This is a genomic window from Cellulomonas sp. Root485, assembly GCF_001426705.1.
Lineage (GTDB): Bacteria > Actinomycetota > Actinomycetes > Actinomycetales > Cellulomonadaceae > Cellulomonas.
Genome location: NZ_LMFC01000003.1, coordinates 313,258 through 337,092 on the forward strand (window position 1 = coordinate 313,258; position 23,835 = coordinate 337,092).

The following is a 23,835-nucleotide window of genomic DNA, read 5'->3' on the forward strand; positions in this document are numbered from 1 at the left end:
CCGCGGGACCTCGGACGCTACTGCGGTTCTTACGCCTCGGGGTCCACGACCGCGACGCGGGCCGCCCGGATGACCCGGTCGGGCGTGCGGTACCCCGGCTGGAGCACCATCTGCACGGTCGACTCCGTGACGTCCGCGGAGTGCGAGTGCATGAGCGCCTCGTGCACGGCGGGGTCGAACGTCTCCCCCGCCTCGCCGTAGCGGACCACGCCGAACCGCCCGAGGGTGCCCTCGAGCTTCTCCGCGATCGAGACGAACGGCCCGGTGAGGTCACCGTGCTGGCGGGCCAGCTCGATGTCGTCCAGCACCGGGATGAGCGCCTCCACGATGGTGTGGACCCCGCGCTCGTGGGCGGCGAGGGCGTCGGCCTTCGACCGCTTCACGAACCCGGAGTACTGCTGCTCGAGGTTGTAGTAGGCCGCCTGCGACCGCTGCAGCTCCTCGAGCCGCTCGGCCGCGAGCTTCTCGACCGTGACGAGCCCTTCGAGCACGACCTCCTCCTCGGCGGAGGCCGCGATGGACTCCGCGTCGGCGAGGATCTGCTCCTCGGGGGTCAGCTCCTCGTTCTGGTCGTCGGAACCCGTCGTCACTTGCGAGCCTCGTCCTCGTCGTCGACGATCTCGGCGTCCACGACGTCCTCGTCGGCCGTCGTGTCAGCCGCGGGCTGCTCGTCGGCCGGCGCGTTCGCCGCCATGTTGTCCGCCGAGTAGATCGCCTCGCCGATCTTCTGGCTCACCGCGAGCAGGGCCGAGTGCTTGGCCTTGACCTCGTCGATGTCGGTGCCCGCGAGCGCCGTCTTCAGCTCGGTGACGGCCGTCTTGACCTCGGTCGTGACGTCCTCGGGGAGCTTGTCCGCGTTGTCCGCCAGCAGCTTGTCGGTCGAGTAGGCCAGCTGCTCGGCGGTGTTGCGGGTCTCGGCCTCCTCGCGACGCGCCTTGTCCTCGGCGGCGTGCTCCTCGGCCTCGCGCACCATGCGCTCGATGTCCTCCTTGGGGAGGGCCGAGCCGCCGGTGATCGTCATCGACTGCTCCTTGTTGGTGCCGCGGTCCTTGGCGGACACGTGCACGATGCCGTTCGCGTCGATGTCGAACGTGACCTCGATCTGCGGCACACCACGCGGCGCCGGCGCGATCCCGGTGAGCTCGAACGTGCCGAGCGGCTTGTTGTCCCGCGCGAACTCACGCTCGCCCTGGAACACCTGGATCAGCACGGACGGCTGGTTGTCCTCGGCCGTGGAGAAGATCTCCGACCGCTTGGTGGGGATGGCCGTGTTGCGCTCGATGAGCTTGGTCATCACGCCGCCCTTGGTCTCGATGCCGAGGCTCAGCGGGGTGACGTCGATGAGCAGGACGTCCTTGCGGTCGCCCTTCATGACGCCCGCCTGCAGAGCGGCACCGACGGCGACGACCTCGTCCGGGTTGACGCCCTTGTTGGGCTCCTTGCCGCCCGTGAGCTCCTTGACGACCTCGGTGACCGCGGGCATGCGGGTCGAGCCGCCGACGAGCACGATGTGGTCGATCTCCGACAGCTTGATGCCCGCGTCGCGGATCACCGACTGGAACGGCGCCTTGGTGCGGTCGAGCAGGTCCTGCGTCATCTGCTGGAACTGCGCGCGCGTGAGCTTGGTGTCCAGGTGGACCGGGCCGTTCTCGCTCATCGACAGGTACTGCAGCGAGATGTTGGTGCTCGTCGCGGACGAGAGCTCCTTCTTGGCCTGCTCCGCCGCCTCGCGCAGACGCTGCACGGCGATCTTGTCCTTGGCCAGGTCGACGCCCGTGGAGTTCTTCACCTCGGAGACGAGGAAGTCGACGATCCGGTTGTCCCAGTCGTCGCCGCCGAGCCGGTTGTCACCGGACGTCGCGCGGACCTCGATCGTCGAGAAGCCGTCGTCGTCCTTGCCCACCTCGAGCAGGGACACGTCGAACGTGCCGCCACCGAGGTCGAAGACGAGGATGAGCTCGTCCTCCTTGCCGCGCTCCAGGCCGTAGGCGAGGGCGGCGGCGGTGGGCTCGTTGATGATGCGCAGGACGTTGAGGCCCGCGATGGCGCCCGCGTCCTTGGTGGCCTGGCGCTCGGCGTCGTTGAAGTACGCCGGGACCGTGATGACGGCCTCGGTGACGGGCTCGCCCAGGTAGGCCTCCGCGTCACGCTTCAGCTTGGAGAGCACCCGCGCGCTGATCTCCTGCGCGGTGTACTTCTTGTCGTCGACGGCCTGCGACCAGTCCGTACCCATGTGACGCTTGACCGACGTGATGGTCCGGTCGACGTTGGTGACGGCCTGGCGCTTGGCGATCTCGCCGACCAGCACCTCGCCCGTCTTGGAGAACGCGACCACCGACGGCGTCGTGCGCGACCCCTCGGCATTGGCGATGACCGTGGGCTCGCCGCCCTCGAGGACCGAGACCACCGAGTTGGTGGTACCGAGGTCGATGCCGACTGCTCGTGCCATGTGTGTGCCTTCTTTCGTGTCGTACTGGGGGTGTGTCGTCTCGCTCTTGAGTCCGGCTGGCTCAAGTCTGCGTCGGCTTGTCGCGCGACGCAAACCCGAGGTGGGCGAACTTGAGTCTGTTGGGCTCAACCTTGGGGAAGCGTCACGCATTCCCGACAGGGACACATGCCGCCTGCTGGCACCTGTGCGCGACGGGAGGCTCTACTGGTACCTAGCCGGCGGGCAGGATGGGCGCGGGAGGTGCAGGTGAGCGACATCGCGGACGTTCCACCCTCCGTTGTGAGCCGGCTCCGGATGATCTGCGGGGAGCTGCCCGAGTCGTATGAGGAGCCGGCGTGGATCGGCCTGCGGTGGCGGATTCGCCGGCGGACGTTCCTGCACGTCTACACCACCGACGGGAGGCGGTCGGCGTACATCGATACGGACGATCCGGCCATCCTGATGACCTTCCGGGCGCCGCCCGGGGAGTTGGCCGCGCTGACGCATGTCGGCCCTCCGTTCTTCCGGGCCGACTGGGGTGTGAATGTCGTGGGAATGGTGCTGGACGACGAGACGGACTGGGTCGAGGTTGCCGAGCTGGTGACGGACAGCTATCGAGTGCAGGCGCCCCGCCGCCTCGCGTTCCGGCTGAAGGCAGGTGGATGAACCGCCGGATACCTCCCCACGGTTCCGCTTATCCAGCACCCTGACCTGCGGCGGGACTTAGGCGTCCACACCGATGTCCACGTCCGTCACGTTGGACAACTCCTCGCCGTAGCGTCGGGGTGACCCAAGAGATGTACCTCACGGCGGGCGGCGAAGAGCAACTGTTCCCGGACGGCGCCTAGCTAGAGTCGCCACATGGCTTCCGACGACGCCGTCTTCCGGTCCGTGCCCGCGCCGGCGTCATCGCCGACCGTCCCCTCGCCCAAGGTCGGTGGCCTCGAGGTCCGCTCCGTGACCAAGTCATACGGGCGGCGCCGCGTCCTGACGGACATCTCGTTCCACGTCCCCGCAGGACGGTCGCTGGCCGTCGTGGGAGCGAACGGCTGCGGCAAGTCGACCCTCTTGAAGGTCTGCGCCGGCCTCGTCTCGCCCGACCGCGGCACGGTCCGCGTGCACGGCCGCCTCGGGTACTGCCCGCAGGAGATGGGGCTCGACGGGTTCCTCACCTCCGAGGACCACCTCGCGTGGTTCGGCCGCGGACGAGGGCTGTCCCGCCGGGCCGCGGTCGCCGAGGGCAGCAGGGTCGCGGCGGCGCTCGACTGGTCGGTCCCCCGCCGGCAGCAGGTCCGGCACCTGTCGGGCGGCACCCGGCAGAAGCTCAACGTCACGACGACGATGCTCTCCGACCCGGGCGTCGTGCTGCTCGACGAGCCCTATCAGGGCTTCGACCACGGCAGCTACCTGGACTTCTGGGGCCTCGTCGACCAGTGGTGCGACGAGGGCCGCGCGGTGGTCATCGTCACGCACATGCTGCACGAGCTGAACCGCGTCCACGACGTGCTCGACCTGTCCGGGACGGAGGTCGACTGATGCGTGGCCTCGCCGTGACCGCCCAGATGACCCTCCGTGACCTGCTCGGCCGTCGCACCGTGGTCCTGCTGCTCGTCCTCGTCCCGCTCGTCTTCTACGCCGCCCGCCGCGACGACTTCCAGGGGCAGGCCATCCGGTTCGCGAGCCTCGGCCTGGCGTGGGCAGTCAGCACCGTGGCGCTGTTCGCCACGAACAGCGTCCGCGCGCTCGAGCCGCGGCTCCGTCTCGCCGGGCACAGCAGCGTCGGGCTCTACCTGGGCAGGCTGACCTCCACCGTGGGGCTGGGCGCGTTCGTCGCGGCGCTGTATGCCGTACTCGTCACGCTCGACCAGGAGACCGTGAACCCCTGGTCCGCCGTGCTCGCGCTTGTCGCGTCCGGGACTATCGCCGCGGTCCTGGGCCTGCTCGTCGGCGCGGTCATCCCCCGGGAACTCGAGGGCATGCTCGTTCTGATCACGATCGTGGGCCTGCAGATGATCATCGACCCCACCAAAGCCGTCGCCGAGGCGCTCCCGCTGTGGTCCACTCGCGAGCTGGTCGGGCACGCCGTCGACGGTGTCGGGGACGTCGACGCCGCGATCGTGCACTGGGTCGCGTACGGCGTCGGCATGGCCGTCGTCGCCCTCGCGATCACCGCGGTGCGGCTGCGCCGGCGCCGGCACCTGGAGTACGTCGGCGCCGCGTGAGCACTGCACCGGAGCCTCTGGCACCGCGTCGCCCGGCACGGGTGGCAAACGGCCCGTGACCGCACGCCTGGCCACCGTCGTCGTCGATGCCGGCACCGGCAGCGGCACCGGTGTAGCGAGCGGTCGCCAGGTGTACCGCGTGCAGGTGCTCGGCCCGCGACTGCAGCTCCAGGCCATCAAGCATCAGGAGTCTCCGAGCTGAGGATTCGGACCCGTTGAGCCTGTTGCCGAGTTCGGTGAGAATTGCGCGATGGGGCTGACCACCCGGATGCTGACGCCAGACACCTGGGACGACTTCGCTGCGCTCGTCGAGTCGAACAACGGTGTGTGGGGTGGCTGCTGGTGCATGGGATTCCATCCAGGCGGTTCCACCGGGACACGCCAGGGCAACCACGACGCCAAGCAGCAGCTCGTGCAGCAGGGTGCGGTGCACCAGGTACTGGTCTACGACGAGGAGAGATGCGTCGGCTGGTGTCAGTTCGGCACCCCGCCGGAGCTCCCCAACATCAAGAGCCGCCGCGCCTACGACGCTGAAGCGCAGGATCCGCCCGACTGGCGGATCGGCTGCATCTTCACCAACTCGAAGGACCGCGGCAACGGGATCGCTGCGGCCGCCGTGCACGGGGCCCTGGAGGAGATCAAGCGCGCCGGCGGAGGGGTCGTCGAGGCGTATCCCGAACAGACGGCGGATCGACCCCCGCAGCGAGGCGCGTATCTCCACACCGGACCCGAAGAGCTGTATGCGCGGCATGGATTCGTGAGGGACCGGCGCATCGCCAAGTGGCGGTGGGTCATGCGCGCCACCCTCTGACTCATGAGCAGCCCGTCCGTCAGAGCGTGGCAGCCGGAACCCCTTGCCAGAACCCACCGCACATGGACTTGGAGCCGAGCCGCCGACGGCACGGTTCTCGGTCCTGCACGAGGAAGTGGACACGTAGGCGAGACGCCGCTCGTCCACGCTGACGAGCGTGGCTTGAGGGGCCGTTTCAGGCACCTCCGTCGCCGCGGCGCCTGGCTGTCTCCACCCCGCACCTAATCGTTTGTGCCGATCGCACGTCCCACGAGCCCCGTGCCAAACTGGGCAGATCCCGCCGTGTGAGCGCTCACATTGGCGGGACCTCATCGCCCAGGGACGTCACCGATCCCGAGCACGTCCGTACAGAGTGACCGCACGGCGCGCCGACCAGAGGTCGCAGGACGCGCTGACCACCGCAGTGCAGCGCCGCGCGCCCGGACGGTCGCGCCGCGCTGCCATCTCCAGGAGGCAGACGACATGCACCGAATTGCCCGACGGCTGCTGCTCGCCGTCACGCTCTGCGTCGCACTGGCTGGAGGTGTCGTGGCCCCGGTCGGGCCCGCCTCCGCCGAGAGCAACGGGGGCACCCGCGTGATGCCCCTGGGCGACTCGATCACGGACGGCGTCGGGGTCTCCGGAGGCGGCGGCTACCGCGTCGGGCTCTGGCAACGGCTGGCGCAGAACGGCTACACCACGGACTTCGTGGGGTCGGGCTACAACGGGCCGGCCAGTCTCGGGGACCACGACCACGAGGGGCACTCCGGCTGGCGGATCGACCAGGTCGACGCCAACATCGTCAACTGGGTGCGCACGTACCAGCCGCGCACCGTGCTGCTGCACATCGGCACCAACGACATCACCCAGAACCGCGACCTGGCGAACGCACCCGCCCGGCTCGCGGCGGTCGTCGACAAGATCACGAGCACGTCCCCGCAGACCGACGTCTTCGTCGCGACCCTGATCCCGGTGTCGTTCGCCGACGCCAAGGTCCGGGCCTACAACGCCGCCATCCCCGGCATCGTGTCGAGCAGAGCCGCCGCCGGGAAGAAGGTGCACCTCGTCGACATGTACCAGGCGGTGAGCACCGCCGACCTCCCCGACGGCGTGCACCCCAACGCGACGGGCTACGACAAGATGGCGGCCGCCTGGTTCGCCGCGCTGCGCGCCGTGCCGGGGAGCATCGGCAACCCGGCCGGGAACCCCGGGAACTCCGGTCCGGTGGACACCGCGGCCTGGTACTCGCTCGTCAACCGCAACAGCGGCAAGGCCATCGACGTGTACAACCTGTCCACCGCAGACGGCGCACGCATCACACAGTGGTCCCGCAACACCGGCACCCAGCAGCAGTGGCAGTTCGTCAGCTCCGGCGACGGCTACTACCGGCTGAAGTCGCGGCTGTCGGGCAAGGTCCTCGACGTGACCGCGAAGTCCACCGCCGACGGTGCGGCGATCATCCAGTGGAGCGACAACAACGGTGCCAACCAGCAGTTCAGCATCCAGACGATCGACGGGTACATCCAGCTGATCAGCCGCAACAGCGGGAAGGCGGTCGAGGTGCAGGGTGCCTCCACCACCGACGGCGGGAACATCGTCCAGTACTCCGACTGGAACGGCTCCAACCAGCAGTGGCAGCTGGTCCGGGTGGGCTGACACCGGATCCGCGTCACCGCGGGCGGCGGCCGCGCGCCATCGTCTACCTCACCAGGGCTGGGCGCTCGTGTCGTCGCGGAAGGTGCCGGTCGGCCCGCCGTCGGGCAACGTGGCGAGGTCGAGGAAGACGGCGGCGCCCTGTTCGGGCGTGCGCGTCCCGCGGTGGCCGTTCAGGTCGGTCGCCACGTACCCGGGGCAGCCGGCGTTGACCAGGATCCCGGTCGCGGCGAGCTCCTTGGCGTACTGGATCGTGACGGCGTTGAGGTAGGTCTTCGTCGGCGAGTACGCGCCGGAGATCGGGCCGACGGCCTCGGCCTGGGCCGTCTGCAGGGTGAGCGACCCGACCGTGCTGGACACGTTGACGATGCGTGGCGACTCGCCTCGACGCAGCAGGGGCAGCATCGCGTTGGTGACCCGGATGACGCCGACGACGTTCGTGTCGACGACCCTCAGGACCTGGTCGGCGCTGACCTTGCTCGGCTCCTGCGGCACGCCACCGGTGATGGCCGCGTTGTTGACGAGCACGTCGAGGCCGCCCGTCTCCTCCAGCTGGGCAGCGGCCGCGGCGACGCTCGCGTCGTCGGTCACGTCGAGCGCGACCCCGAAGACGTCGAGCCCTTCGGCCCGGAGCTTCTGCACGGCGTCGTCCCGGCGACCGGTGTCGCGCGCACCGACGCCGACGCGGAACCCGAGCCGGGCCAGCCCAGCGGCGATCTCGTAGCCGATGCCCTTGTTGGCGCCGGTGACGAGCGCTGTCTTCTTCTTCGCGGTGCTGTTCTCGGTCATGCGTCGATCGTGCTGTCGCCACGTCACGCTCTCCAACACCGATCAGGTGCGGCGCGATACCGCAACGGTATGACGCGAGGCCAACCGCGTACGCTGCCCGTGTGGAGACCCGCGAGCTGCGCTACTTCATCGCCGTCGCCGAGGAGTCGCACGTCGGCCGGGCGGCCCAGCGCCTCGGGATGGCCCAACCTCCGCTGTCGCGGGCCATCGCCCGGCTCGAACGCCGGATCGGGGCTCACCTGTTCATCCGCTCTCCCCGCGGCATGACCCTCACGAGCGCCGGCCAGACCCTCCTGCGCGAGGGTCGGGCAGCTCTCGCTGCGGTCGAGGCCGCCGAGCGGCGTACCCGCCGCACCATCGCGGCGGCCGGCCGGGCGTCCGTGGTGCTCACGGCCAAGGCGGGCGCGTCCAGCGAGCTGATGGCCGAGCTGCTCGACGCGTACGCCGCCGAACCGGATGCCGTCGACGTCGAGGTGGTGCTGAGCCCGCCGGGCCACCAAGGCCCCATGCTGCGCGACGGGCGCGCCGACGTCGCGATCCTACACCAGCCCTTCGACGACATCAGCGGCTTCGACGTGGACCGGCTGAACGTCGAGGGCCAGGTCCTGATCCTGCCCGCCGACCATCCCGTGAGCCGCGTGACGTCGCTGACCGTCGCTGAGGCGACGTCGATCCCCGACCTTCCTCTGCCGCGTTGGCCTCGGCTCGACGGCACCTATCCCGACGGGCCAGGTCCCGAGCTGCGCGACCTGACACAGGTGCTGCAGCTGGTGCGGCTCGGCCGCGCCGCGATCGTGATGCCGGAGTCGGCCCGCGTCAACGTGCGCGACGGACTGGCGGTCGTGCCGGTCTCCGACGCTGCGCGGGTCACGACGGTCATCGCCTGGCCGCCGCAGAGCGTCTCGTCCGGCGTGGCCGGGTTGGTGCGCACCGCGTCGCGTCTGTACGGCGCGCCGCACGATCGACCGACAGCAGCAGGCACGGAGCGTGGGCCCGGCACCTGACTGCCCCGCCCACCTGCGCGGAGACCCTGTCCCTCGGGCGTTCGCCCCCTCGACTGGTCGGTGCCCGTCGACGAGGTGCACGCGTTCTGGAACGAGCACGAACGACCGCGCTTAATCGATTCCGACGCCCGGCGCCGGCCGGACAGGCCCGCATCCGGCCCTAGCGTGGCCCGAGCGCTCCCGCGACGGCCCGTGTCCCAGCGCCGGGACGGTGCCGTGCGTGGTGATCGCCGCCCACCACGTCGCCGCCCAGCAGAGGACTGCCATGTCACCGAGTACCCACCGTCGCCGAGAGCTCCCCCGGCGGCGCACCGCCGGCCTGGCGGTCGCGGCTGCGCTGGCCGTCTCCGGCCTCGTCGCCGCGCCGCAGGTCGCCGCTGCGGCCACCGACCCCGGCTCTCCGGTCAAGGTCAACCAGGTCGCGTACGTCCCCGGGGTCGCCAAGGTCGCGACGCTCGTCAGCTCGTCGACCTCGCCGGTGGCGTGGACGCTGCGGAACGCGGCCGGCACGGTCGTCGCGTCGGGCCAGTCGACGGTCAAGGGCTCCGACGCCCTGTCCGGCGACTCGACGCACCTCATCGACTTCTCGACGTTCGACACCCCGGGCTCGGGCTACGTGCTGTCCGCGGCGAATGCCAGCAGCTACCCGTTCGACATCTCTGCCGACCCGGTGAAGCGGCTGCGGTACGACTCGCTGGCGTTCTTCTACCACCAGCGCAGCGGCATCGCGATCGACGCCCAGTACGTCGGCAACACCTACGCGCGCGCAGCCGGTCATCTGGGCGTGGCGCCGAACCAGGGCGACACGAGCGTCCCGTGCCGGCAGTCGTGCGGCTACAGCCTGGACGTGCGCGGCGGCTGGTACGACGCGGGCGACCAGGGCAAGTACGTCGTCAACGGCGGCATCGCCACGTGGCAGCTGCAGAACGCCTACGAGCGGACCCTCTACGTCGCGGGCGCTGACAAGTCGGCGCTGGCCGACGGCACCATGGCGATCCCGGAGCGCGCCAACGGTGCGCCCGACATCCTCGACGAGGCGCGGTGGGAGGTCGAGTTCCTGCTCCGGATGCAGGTGCCGGCCGGCCGCACGGACGCGGGGATGGTGCACCACAAGATCCACGACGAGAACTGGACCGGCCTGCCGATGATCCCCGCGCAGGACAGCCAGCGCCGGCTCCTGTCGCCGGTGAGCACCGCGGCGACGCTCAACATGGCGGCCGTGGCGGCGCAGACGTCGCGGCTGTGGAAGACGCTCGACCCGACGTTCTCCGCCAAGGCCCTCGCCGCGGCGCAGACCGCGTACACCGCCGCCAAGGCGAACCCGAACCGGATCGCGTCCGCGAACGACGGCACGGGTGGCGGCGCCTACGGCGACACGTCCGTGACGGACGAGTTCTACTGGGCGGCGGCCGAGCTCTACGCGACGACCGGCTCCAGCACCTACCGCGCGGATGTCACGGGGTCGTCGCTGTACAAGGGCGGCAGCTTCGCGCAGCGCGGGTACGACTGGGGCTGGACCGGTGGCCTCGGCGACACGACGCTCGCGCTGGTCCCGACCGGGCTCCCGTCGTCGGACGTGGCCGCCACGCGCGCGGCCATCGTGACGTTCGCCGACGCGGCTCTGGCCCGCGCCACGAGCCAGGCGTACCCGGCGCCCAACAACGCCGGGAGCGTCTACTACTGGGGCTCGAACGGCCAGGTCGCCAACAACGCGAACGCCCTCGCGCTCGCGTTCGACTTCACCGGGCAGGCGAAGTACCGCACCGGCGTGTACGCCGCGCTCGACTACTTCCAGGGCCGCAACCCGCTCAACCAGTCCTACATCGCCGGCTACGGCGAGAAGGCGGTCCAGAACGTGCACCACCGGTTCTGGGCGCACCAGGCGAACGCGTCCCTGCCGATCGCGCCGCCCGGCTCGTTCTCCGGCGGCCCGAACAGCGAGCTCCAGGACCCGATCGCCGCGGCGCAGGCCGCCGGCTGCGCAGCGATGAAGTGCTTCGTCGACCACATCGAGGCCTACTCGGTGAACGAGGTCGCCATCAACTGGAACTCCGCGCTGGCGTGGCTGGCCAGCTGGGCGGCCGAGCACGCGGGAAGCACCCCTGCGGTCGACACCACTCGGCCGAGCACGCCGGGAACGCCGACGGCGAGCGCCGTGGGTGACACGTCCGTGACGCTCACCTGGTCGCCGTCCACGGACGCGGAGAGCGGGATCGCCGGGTACGACGTCGTGCGCGTCGCCGGGGACTCGCTGCAGGTCATGGCGACGACCACCGCGACCTCTGCCACGGTCACCGGCCTGCGCGCGGGCACGGCGTACACGTTCGTCATCACGGCCCGCAACGGCGCCCAGCTGTCCTCGACGTCGTCGTCGATCACGGTGACGACCACCGGAGGCGACCCGGTCGACCAGCCGCCCACCACACCCGGCACGCCGGTGGTCTCGGGCATCACCCAGACGGGTGCGACGCTCACGTGGACGCCCTCGACCGACGACAAGGGCGTCGCGGGGTACGACGTCCTGCGCATCCAGAACGGCACGTCCACGGTGGTCGCGACGTCGACCAGCACCTCGACGACGCTCACCGGGCTGACCGCCGACACGGACCACGTGTTCGCGATCCGGGCCAAGGACACCGCGGGGCAGCTCTCGTCGGTCTCGACCACCGTCGCGTTCCGGACCCTGCCGACCGTCACCACGCCGCCCGGCGGCTGCAAGGTGACGTACTCGGCGAACTCGTGGGGCAACGGGTTCACCGCGAACGTCACCCTCACGAACACGGGGTCGACCGCGTGGACGTCATGGAAGCTGGCGTTCACCTTCCCGGGCAACCAGCTGGTCACGCAGGGCTGGAGCGCGACCTACAGCCAGACGGGCTCGGCCGTGACCGTGACGAACGCGGCGTGGAACGGCTCCGTGCCGGCCGGCGGCTCGACGAGCATCGGCTTCAACGGCTCGTACAGCGGCACGAACTCCGCGCCGACGGGATTCACGGTGAACGGGGCGCCCTGCGCCTGAGCGACAGTCACCTGAAGTGCGGCGAGGGCCGCCGGTCAGCTGACCGGCGGCCCTCGTCTGGGCCTGGTGACACGATGGCGCGGTGACGACGTCTGCGGATCCCGGCGACGTGCGGGTCGAGGCCGCCACCCCGGACCGCTGGTCCGACGTCGTCGCGGCGTTCGGCGCCCGCGCCTCCGCACCCGACTCGTGCTGGTGCCAGCGGTTCCGCACGCACGACCAGCCGAGCAACCGCGACGAGCTGCACCGCGAGATCGAGGCGGCGGAGGTCCCGGTAGGTCTGGTCGCCTACGTCGACGGCAGCCCGGCGGGGTGGTCCCGGGTCGTCCCGCGAGCGACCCTGCCGGGCGTCGTGGGGAACCGGGCGCTGCGACGCCTGCTCGACGACGATCCCGGGGCGTGGTGGGTGACCTGCTTCGCGGTCCGCCGGGAGCACCGGGGCGCAGGGGTGGGGACGGCGCTGCTGGTGGCCGCCGTCGAGCACGCCCGTGGCCACGGGGCGTCCGTCGTGGAGGGCCACCCGGTCGACGTCACGAGGCTCCGGGCCGCCACGGTCTCCGGCTCGGCCGTGTTCACCGGCACGCTCGCGATGTTCGAGGCGGCCGGCTTCCACGAGATCGGCCGCACCTACCCCAGCCGGCCGGTCATGCGTGTCGACCTCGCAGGCACGAGACCTCCCGGCTGACCACCCGCGCGACCGGGAGCGCCCCGACGTGAATCGCTTCACAAGGCTGCGCGGGCGACGTCCGTCTGGTGGGCTTGCGCCGTCGCTGACATGCGTCGCCGCGATCCGTGCGCGGACCCGTTCCTGAAAGGGCTCCCTTCCGTGCACTCACTTCGCAAGGTCCTGACCCTGGCCACCGCGGCCGTCGTCGCCATCACCGGATCGATCGCGGTCTCCGGCCAGGCGAGCGCCGCTGCGGGCTGCCGGGTCGACTACACGGTGACCAACCAGTGGCAGAGCGGCTTCGGCGCCAACGTGGTGGTGACCAACCTGGGCGATCCGATCACCGGGTGGGACCTCCGCTTCTCCTTCGGCGCCGGCCAGACCGTCAGCCAGCTCTGGAACGGCTCCGTCACCCAGTCCGGAGCGGCGGTGTCGGTGCGCAACGCCGGGTGGAACGGGACCGTCGCCACCAACGGCACTGCGTCGTTCGGCTTCAACGGCGCGTGGACCGGGAGCAACCCCGTACCGACCGCGTTCACGCTCAACGGTGTCGCGTGCACCGGGAGCCCGGTCACCCCGTCCAGCTCTCCCTCGACGTCGCCGTCCGCGACCCCGTCCCAGACCCCACGGCCCACGCCCACGCCCACGCCGACGCCCTCACCGACCCCCGGACCGGTCACGGGCAGCGCCGCTCAGCTCGTCGCCGGCCTGGGCAAGGGATGGAACCTCGGCAACCAGCTGGAAGCCAACATCAACGGGGTGCCCAGCGAGACGGCGTGGGGCAACCCGGTGGTGACGGGTGCACTGATCGACCGGGTCAAGGCCGCCGGCTTCACGACGATCCGGATCCCGGTCTCCTACCTCGGCAAGATCGGCTCCGCCCCGAGCTACACCGTCGACCCCGCCTGGCTCGGCCGGGTCAAGGAGGTCGTCGACCTCGCCTACGACCGCGGGCTGTACGTGGTCGTCAACATGCACGGTGACGGCTACAAGAGCGTCAGCGGCTCCTGGCTCATCTGCGACGCGTCCGGGCAGGACACGATCAAGGCCAAGTACCAGAAGGTCTGGCAGCAGGTGGCGTCGACGTTCCAGGGCTACGGCGGGCGCCTGATCCTCGAGTCGATGAACGAGAACTTCGACGGGCAGTACGGCGCTCCCACGCAGCCGTGCTACTCCAACATCAACGCGTACAACCAGGTCTTCGTCGACACCGTGCGCCAGACCGGCGGCAACAACACCTCCCGGTGGCTGCTCGTGCCCGGCTGGAACACCAACATCGACTACACGGCCGGCAGCTACGGCTTCGTCGTGCCGACCGACCAGTACCGGTCGTCAGCCGTGCCCAGCAACGAGAAGCGCCTCATGATCTCCGCGCACTACTACGACCCGTGGGACTTCACCGGGACCGAGAGCGGCGCCATCACGCAGTGGGGCCCCAACGCGACCAACGCCTCGAAGAAGTCGACGTGGGGTCAGCAGGACTTCATGGACGCTCAGCTGAAGAAGATGTACGACAAGTTCGTCGTCAACGGGTACCCGGTGTTCATCGGCGAGTACGGCTCGATCGACAAGACGGCGTTCGACTCGTCGAACAACAGGTACCGCGCCGACTACGCGCGCACCCTCGTCGCCACGGCGAAGAAGTACGGTGCGGCCACGGCCTACTGGGACAACGGCCACAACGGCCAGTACGGGTTCGCGCTGTTCGACCGGAGCTCGGCGACGGTGACCCAGCAGGGCATCATCGACGCCATCATGGGTTCCTGATTGAACCCGACGGGTGGTCCGCCTCTCAGACCCGCTCGACGCCGTCGGCCTGGGGTCCCCGGTCGCTCTGGCGCACCTGGTACCGGACCCGGTCGCCCTCCTGCAGCGCGTCGGCACCCCGCACGACCGACACGTGCACGAACAGGTCAGCACCCCCCGCGTCGGGGGTGATGAAGCCGAACCCGCGCTCCGCGTCGTAGCGCGCGACGACGCCCTCGCCGCCGCGCACCGGGCCGCCGGACTCCCTCGGGGGACCCGACCGTCCGCGGCCCGGCGCCGCGGGCGCGCCCTGGACGAGCCGGATGTTGCGGGCCTGGAGACCCTTCTCGCTGGTGCCCACGTCGAAGGTCACGCGATCGCCCTCGGACAGCTCGGTCACCCCCGAGGGCAGTGCGCGGACGTGGACGAAGAGGTCCTCGCCGCCCGAGTCGGGGGTGACGAACCCGAAGCCCTTCTCCCCGTCGTACCAGGACACGGTGCCGTCTGCTCCGTCGGACGCCCGCGGCCGCCCGGCGGCCTCCGCCCCGAGCGGCAGCAGGTGGTCCGCCTGCGGCCCCTTGTCCCCCTCGACGACGAGGAACGCCACGCGCTGCCCGTCCGAGATCACGCCGCCGCCCACGATGGCCGAGCTGTGCACGAAGATCTCCGCACCACCGCCGTCGGGCGTGACGAAGCCGTACCCCTTGCCCGGCTCGTACCAGGAGACCGTGCCGAGCACACCCAGGAGTGCGTCCGGGGCGTGGTCGCCCGTGATCCGGACACGGCGGGCCTGCGGGCCGCGGTCACCCTCGCCCATCTCGAACTCGACGACCTGCCCCTCGCGGAGCACGTCGGCGTCGCCCACGATCTCGGACGCGTGCACGAACAGGTCGTCGGCCCCGTCCCCGAGGTAGAGGAAGCCGAAGCCTCGCTCGGCGTCGAACCAGCGGACAGTTCCCTCGGGCACGGTGGACTCCTTCTCGACGAGCTCAGGTTGCTGTCACCCAGTGTCCCTGACAGAACCCGGGGTCGTGGCAGCGCCGTCGAGCGGACGAGGCGCCCGACCGGACGGTCGGGCGCCTCGGGGAGTGCGCAGGTCAGCGCGCGAGGAACGCGAGCAGTGCCTCGTTGACCTCGGCGGTGTGGGTGGTCAGCAGGCCGTGCGGCGCACCCTCGATCTCGACGTACTCGGCCGCCGGCAGCGCGGTGGTGAACCGGCGGGCCGTGGCGTCGATGGGCAGGATGCGGTCGGCCGTGCCGTGGAGGATGAGGGCCGGCACGTCGACCTGGGGGATGTCGGCGCGGAAGTCCGTGCCCCACGTGAGCGGTGCGGCGACCGAGGCGATCGAGCCCGAGCCCGCGGCGACGTCCCATGCGTGTCGGACCTGCTCCTCGCTGATGCGGGTGCCCAGGTTCTCGTCCAGGTTGAAGAAGTCCTGGTAGAAGCCCGTGAAGTAGGCGTACCGGTCCGCGCGGACGCTCGCCGAGATGCCCTCGAAGAACGAGGCCGGGACCGCGCCGTCGGGGTTGTCGTCCGTCTGGGTGAGGAAGGGCTCGAGGGACGCGAGGAACGCGGCCTTGGCGATGCGGGCGGAGCCATAGGTGCCGAGGTAGCGCGCCACCTCACCGGTGCCCATCGAGAAGCCGACGAGGACGGCGTCGTGCAGGTCCAGGGTCTCGAGGACGGTGTTGAGGTCGGCGGCGAACGTGTCGTAGTCGTAGCCGACGGACGGCTGGCTCGACTGGCCGAAGCCCCGGCGGTCGTAGGTGATGACGCGGTAGCCGGCGTCGAGGAGCGCGGCGGTCTGGCCCTCCCACGAGTTGCCGTCGAGCGGGAAGCCGTGGATGAGGACGACGGGCTGGCCGGTCCCCTTGTCCTCGTAGTGGAGCTCGATGTCGACCGAGTTCTCCGTACCGACCGTGATGCGACCCATGACGTCCCTCATCTCATCCGGGGAGAACGCTCGTTCTCCGTCGATGTCGCCTACACTAGAGAACGAGCGTTCTCGGCGCAAGTGCCCGGGCATGAACTCCGGGTGACGCCCCGGCGAAGGAGGGTGGGGCATGACGGAGACGGTGGGCGAGACGCGCGAGCGCATCGTTGCGGCGGCCGACGCGCTCTTCTACGCCCGCGGCATCCAGGCCGTCGGGATGGACGAGGTGCGCACCGCCGCGGGCGTCTCCCTCAAGCGCCTCTACGCCGAGTTCCCGAGCAAGGAACAGCTCGTCCTCGCGGTGCTCGCGTCGCGCCACCAGCAGTGGGAGGGCGGCCTGGCGCAGGCGGCGGCCGGGCTCGAGGACCCGCGTCAGCGCCTCCTCGCCGTGTTCGACTTCCTCGAGGCGTGGTTCCGGGACGACACCTTCCGCGGCTGCGGCTTCGTCAACGCCTTCGGCGAGCTCGGCGCGACGTCACCGGCCGTCGCGGGTGCGGTGCGCGAGCACAAGCAGTCCTTCCAGGACGACATCGCACGTCTCGCCGTCGAGGCAGGTGCCGACGAGTCGCTCGGGTCGCAGCTCGCGCTGCTCGCCGAGGGGGCTCAGACGACGGCGGCGATCGCCGGCCGCGCCGACGCTGCGGAGCAGGCGCGCCGCGCCGCCGACGTCCTGGTCGCCGCCGCGCTCGGCCCCCGCTGAGCGCGCTCGCATGCGCATGTCGACGGACGGCGCCATACGGGCTGCCTACTCGGCCAGACGCTGAATCACGTCGTCCGCGGAGGGGGTCTGCACGTACGGTTCCACGATGCCGCCCCTCGCCGAGCCGGCCGCCGTCCTCGTCGTGACGGGGGCGATGGCCTCCGGGAAGTCGACCGTCGCCGACGCGCTTGCCCGGTCCTTCGCGCTGGCCGCGCACGTGCGGGGCGACATCTTCCGACGCTTCGTCGTGAGCGGCCAGGCGTCCATGGCCCCACCGCTGTCTGCGGCCGGACGCGCCCAGCTCGACCTGAGGCACACCCTGGCGGCGCAGGCCGCGGACACCTACGCCGCCGCGGGGATCACCGCGGTGGTCCAGGACATCCTGCTCGGGCCTGATCTGGAGCGCTTCACGGAGCAGGTGCGCACCCGCCCCTGCTACGCGGTCGTGCTGACGCCCGACGCTGCGACGCTCGCCGCACGCGACGCCGCCCGGCACAAGCGCGGGTACGGCGCCTGGACCCCGGAGGAGTTCGCGACCGCCGCCCGCGAGACGCCCGGAGGGCTGCACGTCGACACCACGGGGTGGACGGTCGCGGAGACGGTGGGCTTCATCCGCGACCACCTGGACGAGGCTCGGATCCGCTGAGCCGACGGCACGCGCACGCCTCGGACGTGAACCGATTAGCACCCGTTCGGCGCGGCGCTTTTATCGATACATTCTCCGCAGTCAGCGAGCGTCGTCCCGCTGGTTCCATCCCCGGCAGCGCGGCCGGGGACCCTGCTGGAGGGAGCGACACCATGCGACACCCCACCCCGTCCCGAGGCCGGCGGCTCCTGCTGACGGCCGCCGCCGCCCTGCTCGCCCTCGGTGGTCTGACCGCACCCGCCTCCGCGACGCCGGGAGCCCTCGCGGCCGCGTCCACGGTCGGCTGCGGCCGGCCGGCGGGCCTGGCGACCGGTACACACACGCTCACCAGTGGCGGCGTGTCCCGGTCGTTCCGCCTCGACGTGCCCTCCGGCTACGACCCGAACCGTCCCTACCGCCTCGTCGTGGGGCTGCACTGGTGGCACGGCACAGCCGCGGACGTGGTGAACCAGGGCTTCTACGGCCTCAAGGCGCTCGCAGGTGGCAGCACGGTGTTCGTCGCCCCGCAGGGCATCGACAACGCCTGGCCCAACACCAACGGCCAGGACGTCACGTTCGTGGACGCCGTGCTGCGCTCCGTCGAGTCCGCCCTGTGCATCGACACGACGCAACGGTTCGCGACGGGCTTCAGCTACGGCGGCGGCATGAGCAACGCCCTGGCGTGCGCCCGGGCCGACGTGTTCCGTGCGGTCGCGGTCCTCAACGGTGCCCAGCTGTCCGGGTGCGCCGGTGGGACCCAGCCCATCGCGTACCTGGGTTCCCACGGGGTGGTGGACAGCGTCCTGAACATCTCGCAGGGCCGCGCGCTGCGGGACCGCGCCCTGCGGAACAACGGGTGCCAGGCCCAGCAGGCGCCCGAGCCGGCCGCGGGCAGCGGTACCCACACGCGGACGGCCTACACGTGCCGCGACGGGTTCCCGGTGGTCTGGCTCGCGTCCGACAGCGACCACCAGTGGGACGCGCGTGACCGTGGGCAGCAGCAGTCGTGGGTCCCCGGGGAGATCTGGCGGTTCTTCAGCTCGTTGACGTCGACGAGCCCGACCCCGACGCCCACCCCCACCGCCACCCCGACCCCGACACCCACGCCCACACCGACGCCCACGCCGACCGCCACCCCGACGCCGCCCCCCACCGGTGGCTGCTCGGCGACCTACCGCACGGTGAACTTCTGGCCCGGTGGGTTCCAGGGCGAGGTGACCGTCCGGGCCGGCGCCGCCGCGACGTCCTGGAGCGTGAGCTGGCGCCCGTCCGGCGAGCGTGTCGACCAGGTGTGGAACGGCACGGTGACGACCCAGGGCGACCTCGTCGTCGTCCGCAACGCGACCTGGAACGGCCAGCTGCCGACCGGCGGCACGACGACCTTCGGGCTGCTCGGCAGCGGCACCTCCCCGACGCCGACCCTGACGTGCACGAGCTCGTGAACATGCGGGGCAGCCGCTCGGGAGGGCGGTCGAGCCATCCCCGCGTCCGTCGGCTGAGCCGGGCAGTCAGAGGCAGCGCTCCGCGAGCAGCCGACCGAGCCCGCGGATGTCGACGCTGGCGCCGAACTCGAGCTTGACGCGACCGAGGCCGCTGAACCACAGCTCCAGCTCGGTGTCCCGGTCGAACGTGCCGGCGGTCTCGACGGAAAAGGCCTGGATGCGGCTGTACGGAAGCGACGTGTAGTCCTTCTTCTTCCCGGTCATGCCCTGCACGTTGAGCGCGAGGATCCGCTTCGACGTGAAAGTGACGGAGTCGCGCATACCGCGGAATGCGACGTACACCTGCTCGTCGTGGAGCAGTAGGTCCGCGAGCTCGGCGTGGGCTTCGGCCGAGTCCCGGAGGTGGAGCTTGACGAACGCGGCGTTGGCGAAGTCGATCATGGGTCTCTCCTGGATCGCGGTGGCGGTACGGGAGCACCGGACGATGGTCCAGGCGCGTGCGTCCAGGCTCGCGGCTCTACAGCGAGTCCTCCTGGGACCAAGGGCTCACACGAGCGACAGGTCGATCGGGGCTCGCCCCCGGCACCACCGCCGCGTCCGGGTGAATGGCCGCTGATCTCGCGGGGGCGACACACGCGCGCTGCGACCATTGACGGATGACATCGCTCCCCGCCGCAGGCTGGTACGACGACGGCGCGACCGCGGGGGTCCTGCGGTGGTTCGACGGCTCGGCGTGGACCGAGCACACCACGCCGACCGCCGTGCCGGTCCAGGTCCCGGTTCCGGTCGCCGCCACCGCGTCGACGTTCGGCAGCGTCCCCGCCGGCCGGCTCGGGCAGTCCCTCAACCTCGCCGACCGTGTCACCGAGGGCGCCGAGTACCGGCGCAACCGGCTCGACGACGCACTCAGGCTGCGTCGCCGGGGTGCCCTGCTGTTCGGTGGCGCCCTCGTGGCGCTCCTGGTGGCGGGGACGGTCGGCATCGCCATGGGCGGCACGGACACGATCTGGTTCGTCGGCACCGCAGGGGCCGGGTTCCTCTGCGTCCGGGCCTGGCGCGACTACCAGAACGCGACGTTCCGGGGCGCTCCTGCGCTCACGACGGCCGCCTGGGTCGGGGTGGGGACCGCGCTCGTCGTGGCGCTCGCCGTTCTCGCCATCGGTCCGGTCCTCGCGCTCACCGCTGTGTCGCACCTCGGGGACACCGTCAGCAGCTAGCGCTGGACCGTGCTGCCTCCCTCCACCGGGAGCCAGAGCTCGACCGTGGCGGTGCTGAAGTCGTCGGCGCGGTCGAGCACCGCGACGACCTCGGGCCCGGGACGCAGCTGCCAGGGGTTCGACGGGAACCACTCGGTCGCCGTCGCGGCCCACACGGCCTGCAGCGTGCTCGGGTACGGACCGGCCGCACGGAAGACGGCCCACGAGCCGGCCGCGACGGGGATGACGTCGAGGTCGTCGGGGACCTCCACCGCGTCCGTGACGGCGACGCCGTGCACGTACGTCAGCTCCGTGCCCTCACGCCGGTCGGGGTCGATGTCGGCGCTCACGGCGAGCAGACCGTGCGGCTCGGTGTCGCCCAGGCCCTTCAGCCGGACGTGCTCCTGCGGGGCCAGCGACGTGACGTGCTCCTGGATGGCGGTGTTGACCCCCTGGTGCACGAGCGGGACGCGCGTGGCGTGCCCCACGAGGCGGAAGGCGGGTCGGGTGACGATGCGGACGTCCATGGGGAGTGCTCCTTCGACGGTCAGGCGGAACCTGAGGCGTGGCTGGCTGCGGAGGGGGCCGCCATCGCGCCGGGCTCGTCCCGGGCTGACGCCGTGCACGGACAGGAACGCCCGGCCGAAGGCTTCTGCCGAGCCGTACCCGTACCGGACGGCGATGCCCAGCAGGTCCCCCGACCCGGTGACGACGTCGGCCGCCGCGACCGTCATCCGCCGGCGGCGCACGTACTCCGACAGCGGCATCCCGGCCAGCGTGGAGAACATGCGACGCAGGTGGTACTCGGTCGTCCCGAGCGACGTGGCGACGCGGACGACGTCGAGGTCCTCGGTGAGGCTCTCCTCCACGAGGTCCACGAGCCGGTTGAGCCAGGCGATCACGGTGCCCCCTTCCGGTGTCCACCCTGGCGTGCTCGCGCGCCGCCGCACCCGATCATCGCGGTCCGGTGCGATCAGGGCTCGCGCGGAGCCTGGGTCACCAGCAGGGGCTCGTGCCGTCGAGGGTGCTGGCGAGGCCGTTGGTGTCGACGGCGGTGATCCGCCAGGTTGTCGCCGAGCCCAGGAGTGCCTTGTCGACGACCTCGCGGTAGCCGTCCGGCGGCCCGATCAGATCCATGCTGTAGCTCGCCCCGTTGATCGAGAGGGTCACGCTGTCGATGGAGTCGTCCGACACCCGCGCGAAGAACGCCATGCCGAGATCTCCCATGTCGCGGCACACGTCGGCCGGGAAGGACATGTCCGGCGACCGGTTCGCCTGGACGGTGGCCCTGCCCTCCATCACGCCGAGGCTGCCCGAGCGGTAGGTGACGACGACGGCGTCCTGGTGGTCGCCGTCGCTGGGGGGCTGGCCGGTCGACCGCACGACGGTGATCGTGCCGGAGCCGCCCTGGGGCACCGTCACGCTCGCCGGCCCGGACAGCCACGGAGCGACGGCGACCTCGAACACGTTGGTCCCCACGCAGTCGGACGTGACCGTGACGACGGCCGACGTCGCGGCGCGCAGGTCGATCACGTCCGGCGAGAGGCTGGGCCCGCACACGTACTCGACCTTGAAGTCGGCCGAGCCGCTCGCGCTGCGGCCGTCGACGGTGATCGTGAGCGTCACGCGGTACAGCCCCGGCTCTCCCACCGACGTCGCGTACGGCACGCCGGGAGTCCCCGCGACCGGCCCCTCGAACGGCGCGCCGTCACGCGTGATCGACCACGCGAGGCTCCCGCCCGGTGGCACGTCGGAGTGCACGGCGGTGAAGGTCGCGTCGGTGTACGGGTAGTAGACGCTCTCGCTGGTGGTCACCGACGAGATCACGGGCACGGTCGACGGTGTCGCGGTGACCGCCAGCGGCGCGGCCGACTGCGCACCCGCGGCGGTGGTGACCGTGAGCGTCACGACGAACGCGAGGCCCTGGTCGGAGGGCAGCGTCGGTGTGAAGGACCCGGCGTCCGCGCCGGTGGCGAAGGGGGCGCCGGCACCGGCGGCGATCGACCACGCCCAGGTCGCGCCGTCAGCCTGGTCCGCCGTCGCCGTGAACGTCGCCGGCTCGCCGAGCATCGGGACGGCGGGCGTCACGGTGATCGGTCCGACCGTCGGCAGGACCGGTGGTGGCGGCGCCGTCGACGAGGCCGGGGCGGGCGCGGACCGACCGGTGGGCCGGCCGCCCGAGGCGGGCGGGGCGGCCTGTCGCGCGACGGGCGGCGTCGTCGTCGGCGGCGCCTGCGGGACGGCGGCGTCCGCCGGCGGCTGCTCGGCGGGCGGGGCGGCGTCGGGCGCGGGCTCCGACGGGGTCGGGGCGGGCGGCGGCTCCCCCGTCCCCGGGTCGAACTTCTGCAGCGCCTCCGACACGCTCCACACCCCGTCGGCGAGGCTCAGGACGCCCGCACGCTCACCGTCGCGGTCGTTGTAGAACACGAAGCCGCCCTCGGCGACCAGCTCGACGTCGTGCCCGGGGTCGACGAGGTCGATCGGCGTGACCTCCCCGTCGCGCGTGTCGACCACGGACGCGCGGCCGGACGCGCGGTCGGGCACGAAGACGAACGGTCCGGACTGCACGAGCTCCCCGAAGTCCGCCGCACCCGGCTCCGCGAGCTCGACGACCTGCTCGCAGTCGTCGCGGCCGACGGCTGCCGTCACGAACGAGCCGGTCGCCGACTGCGCGGCGTACAGCTCCGCACCCGTGGACGAGCCGAGCAGCCGCACGTCGTCGTCGCGCACGTCGAGGCAGGACTCCACCGCCGGCCGGCCGCCCGCGTCGAGCGTGTGCACGAGCGAGCGTGCGGTGTCGACGAGCACAGGCCTGCCCTGGACGAGCACGAGCCGGTCGTCCGGTCCGGCGACGTCGCGCAGCACGTGCTTGTGCGCGTCGAACCAGGTCAGGCCTCCGTTCACCTCGTCGATGAGCCACAGCCGCCCGGCGTCGTCGACGACGGACTGGCCCGGGCCCGGCGTGGCGGCGAGCGACAGGTCGGTGCGCACCTGGAGCGCGCGGGGGTCGACCAGCCGGGCGCGGGCCCCCGCCGGGTCGAGCACGTACAGCTCACCGCCACCGCTCAGCACCTGGACACCGCCGCCGGCCGAGGCGAACGGCACCGGGTCCGACACGTCGAACGTCGCCCCGTCGATGCGCGCGACCGCGCCGTCGGTGGAGTCGGTCACGTAGGCGTCGGTGCCCGCCTGGACGACCCCGAGGTCGTGCCCGGCTCCGCGGACCCGCGCGCTCGCGACCACCTCTTCCGACGCACCGTCGATCAGGGTCAGCAGCCCTTCCGCGGGCGAGGCGACCCACACGGACCCCGCTCCGAGCGCGAGGCGTTCCGCCGTCGATCCCCGCCCGAGCAGCGTCGTGCCCGCCAGCGCGGCCGTCGCGACGGCCAGCGTCGAGAGCCACGCGACCGCGCGCCGGCCGGGCACGATCGAGCGACCGCCGGACCTGCTGGAGTCCACGACCCCTCCTGGTGCGCTCCCGCACGGACCGTGCCGTCCGTGCGGTAGGCAGGAGGGGCGCCACGATCGGCTGATACCGACGACCTGCGCTTCACCCCCTCGGCGAGGCGACGGAGGGCCCGACTCCACCGATCGGGCGACAAAGGGACGAATCGGGCACG

Annotated in this window: 22 protein-coding genes; 14 read left to right on the forward strand and 8 right to left on the reverse strand. The window is 71.5% G+C overall.

The window, feature by feature from the left end; translation table 11 throughout:
- Window positions 1–29: 29 nt before the first annotated feature.
- Window positions 30–590 (reverse strand): nucleotide exchange factor GrpE, encoded by a 561-nt coding sequence (gene grpE, locus ASD16_RS15175; protein WP_082570904.1) that lies wholly within the window; start codon window positions 588–590, stop codon window positions 30–32.
- Window positions 587–2,449: a molecular chaperone DnaK gene (gene dnaK, locus ASD16_RS15180; protein WP_055919199.1), complete on the reverse strand. Its 1,863-nt coding sequence runs from the start codon at window positions 2,447–2,449 to the stop codon at window positions 587–589. The genes grpE and dnaK overlap by 4 nt, the downstream gene beginning before the upstream one ends.
- A 246-nt stretch (window positions 2,450–2,695) precedes the next feature.
- Between dnaK and ASD16_RS15185 the strand changes: the two genes are divergently transcribed.
- From ASD16_RS15185 to ASD16_RS15205, 6 genes are all read left to right on the forward strand, one after another.
- Window positions 2,696–3,094 carry an MmcQ/YjbR family DNA-binding protein gene (locus ASD16_RS15185; protein ID WP_055920569.1) on the forward strand — a complete coding sequence of 133 codons (399 nt, stop codon included), beginning with the start codon at window positions 2,696–2,698 and terminating at the stop codon, window positions 3,092–3,094.
- Window positions 3,095–3,289: 195 nt separating this feature from the next.
- Window positions 3,290–3,964: an ATP-binding cassette domain-containing protein gene (locus tag ASD16_RS15190; protein ID WP_055919201.1), complete on the forward strand. Its 675-nt coding sequence runs from the start codon at window positions 3,290–3,292 to the stop codon at window positions 3,962–3,964.
- The gene (locus ASD16_RS15195) at window positions 3,964–4,650 is read left to right on the forward strand and encodes a hypothetical protein (protein ID WP_055919204.1); all 687 of its coding nucleotides are present in this window, start codon (window positions 3,964–3,966) and stop codon (window positions 4,648–4,650) included. Before ASD16_RS15190 ends, ASD16_RS15195 begins: the two co-directional genes overlap by 1 nt.
- A gap of 55 nt (window positions 4,651–4,705) precedes the next feature.
- Window positions 4,706–4,852, forward strand: a complete 147-nt coding sequence (locus ASD16_RS21800; RefSeq protein WP_157453962.1) for a hypothetical protein — start codon at window positions 4,706–4,708, stop codon at window positions 4,850–4,852.
- 48 nt (window positions 4,853–4,900) lie between these two features.
- Complete coding sequence (locus tag ASD16_RS15200) at window positions 4,901–5,461, forward strand: GNAT family N-acetyltransferase (protein WP_200942966.1); 561 nt, start codon at window positions 4,901–4,903, stop codon at window positions 5,459–5,461.
- Window positions 5,462–5,923: 462 nt separating this feature from the next.
- Window positions 5,924–7,096 carry an RICIN domain-containing protein gene (locus tag ASD16_RS15205; RefSeq protein ID WP_055919207.1) on the forward strand — a complete coding sequence of 391 codons (1,173 nt, stop codon included), beginning with the start codon at window positions 5,924–5,926 and terminating at the stop codon, window positions 7,094–7,096.
- A 48-nt stretch (window positions 7,097–7,144) separates the two neighbouring features.
- On the opposite strand, the gene ASD16_RS15210 is transcribed toward ASD16_RS15205, so the two are convergent.
- The gene (locus tag ASD16_RS15210) at window positions 7,145–7,882 is read right to left on the reverse strand and encodes an SDR family NAD(P)-dependent oxidoreductase (protein ID WP_055919210.1); all 738 of its coding nucleotides are present in this window, start codon (window positions 7,880–7,882) and stop codon (window positions 7,145–7,147) included.
- Between the two features lie 101 nt (window positions 7,883–7,983).
- Here ASD16_RS15210 and ASD16_RS15215 point away from each other — a divergent pair, with 101 nt between their 5' ends.
- The 4 genes from ASD16_RS15215 to ASD16_RS15230 all read left to right on the forward strand — a co-directional run bounded on the left by ASD16_RS15215 (window position 7,984) and on the right by ASD16_RS15230 (window position 14,339).
- Window positions 7,984–8,886, forward strand: coding sequence for a LysR family transcriptional regulator (locus ASD16_RS15215; RefSeq protein ID WP_055919214.1), 903 nt, complete (start codon window positions 7,984–7,986; stop codon window positions 8,884–8,886).
- Between the two features lie 265 nt (window positions 8,887–9,151).
- Window positions 9,152–11,905, forward strand: a complete 2,754-nt coding sequence (locus ASD16_RS15220) for a glycoside hydrolase family 9 protein (protein WP_055919217.1) — start codon at window positions 9,152–9,154, stop codon at window positions 11,903–11,905.
- A gap of 82 nt (window positions 11,906–11,987) precedes the next feature.
- Window positions 11,988–12,590, forward strand: a complete 603-nt coding sequence (locus tag ASD16_RS15225; protein ID WP_235523337.1) for an N-acetyltransferase — start codon at window positions 11,988–11,990, stop codon at window positions 12,588–12,590.
- 141 nt (window positions 12,591–12,731) lie between these two features.
- Window positions 12,732–14,339, forward strand: a complete 1,608-nt coding sequence (locus ASD16_RS15230; protein ID WP_235523338.1) for a cellulase family glycosylhydrolase — start codon at window positions 12,732–12,734, stop codon at window positions 14,337–14,339.
- Window positions 14,340–14,364: 25 nt separating this feature from the next.
- Here ASD16_RS15230 and ASD16_RS15235 read toward each other — a convergent pair whose 3' ends face one another.
- Together ASD16_RS15235 and ASD16_RS15240 are read right to left on the reverse strand one after the other, a co-directional pair.
- Window positions 14,365–15,285: a cold-shock protein gene (locus ASD16_RS15235; RefSeq protein WP_055919220.1), complete on the reverse strand. Its 921-nt coding sequence runs from the start codon at window positions 15,283–15,285 to the stop codon at window positions 14,365–14,367.
- Between the two features lie 130 nt (window positions 15,286–15,415).
- On the reverse strand, window positions 15,416–16,252 hold the full coding sequence (locus tag ASD16_RS15240; RefSeq protein ID WP_055919225.1) for an alpha/beta fold hydrolase: 837 nt from the start codon (window positions 16,250–16,252) through the stop codon (window positions 15,416–15,418).
- A gap of 130 nt (window positions 16,253–16,382) precedes the next feature.
- Between ASD16_RS15240 and ASD16_RS15245 the strand changes: the two genes are divergently transcribed.
- From ASD16_RS15245 to ASD16_RS15255, 3 genes are all read left to right on the forward strand, one after another.
- Window positions 16,383–16,952, forward strand: coding sequence for a TetR/AcrR family transcriptional regulator (locus ASD16_RS15245; protein WP_055919231.1), 570 nt, complete (start codon window positions 16,383–16,385; stop codon window positions 16,950–16,952).
- 106 nt (window positions 16,953–17,058) lie between these two features.
- On the forward strand, window positions 17,059–17,598 hold the full coding sequence (locus tag ASD16_RS15250) for an AAA family ATPase (RefSeq protein ID WP_055919235.1): 540 nt from the start codon (window positions 17,059–17,061) through the stop codon (window positions 17,596–17,598).
- 152 nt (window positions 17,599–17,750) lie between these two features.
- On the forward strand, window positions 17,751–19,019 hold the full coding sequence (locus ASD16_RS15255; protein ID WP_055919241.1) for a cellulose binding domain-containing protein: 1,269 nt from the start codon (window positions 17,751–17,753) through the stop codon (window positions 19,017–19,019).
- A 66-nt stretch (window positions 19,020–19,085) separates the two neighbouring features.
- On the opposite strand, the gene ASD16_RS15260 is transcribed toward ASD16_RS15255, so the two are convergent.
- Window positions 19,086–19,460: a PH domain-containing protein gene (locus ASD16_RS15260; protein ID WP_055919246.1), complete on the reverse strand. Its 375-nt coding sequence runs from the start codon at window positions 19,458–19,460 to the stop codon at window positions 19,086–19,088.
- A 215-nt stretch (window positions 19,461–19,675) separates the two neighbouring features.
- Between ASD16_RS15260 and ASD16_RS15265 the strand changes: the two genes are divergently transcribed.
- Window positions 19,676–20,236 (forward strand): DUF2510 domain-containing protein, encoded by a 561-nt coding sequence (locus tag ASD16_RS15265; RefSeq protein WP_055919249.1) that lies wholly within the window; start codon window positions 19,676–19,678, stop codon window positions 20,234–20,236.
- Here the strand turns inward: ASD16_RS15265 and ASD16_RS15270 are convergent.
- Window positions 20,233–21,117, reverse strand: a complete 885-nt coding sequence (locus tag ASD16_RS15270) for an AraC family transcriptional regulator (protein ID WP_055919250.1) — start codon at window positions 21,115–21,117, stop codon at window positions 20,233–20,235. The two genes, ASD16_RS15265 and ASD16_RS15270, sit on opposite strands and share 4 nt — an antisense overlap.
- 94 nt (window positions 21,118–21,211) lie before the next feature.
- Complete coding sequence (locus tag ASD16_RS15275; protein WP_055919252.1) at window positions 21,212–23,674, reverse strand: hypothetical protein; 2,463 nt, start codon at window positions 23,672–23,674, stop codon at window positions 21,212–21,214.
- Window positions 23,675–23,835 lie beyond the last annotated feature (161 nt).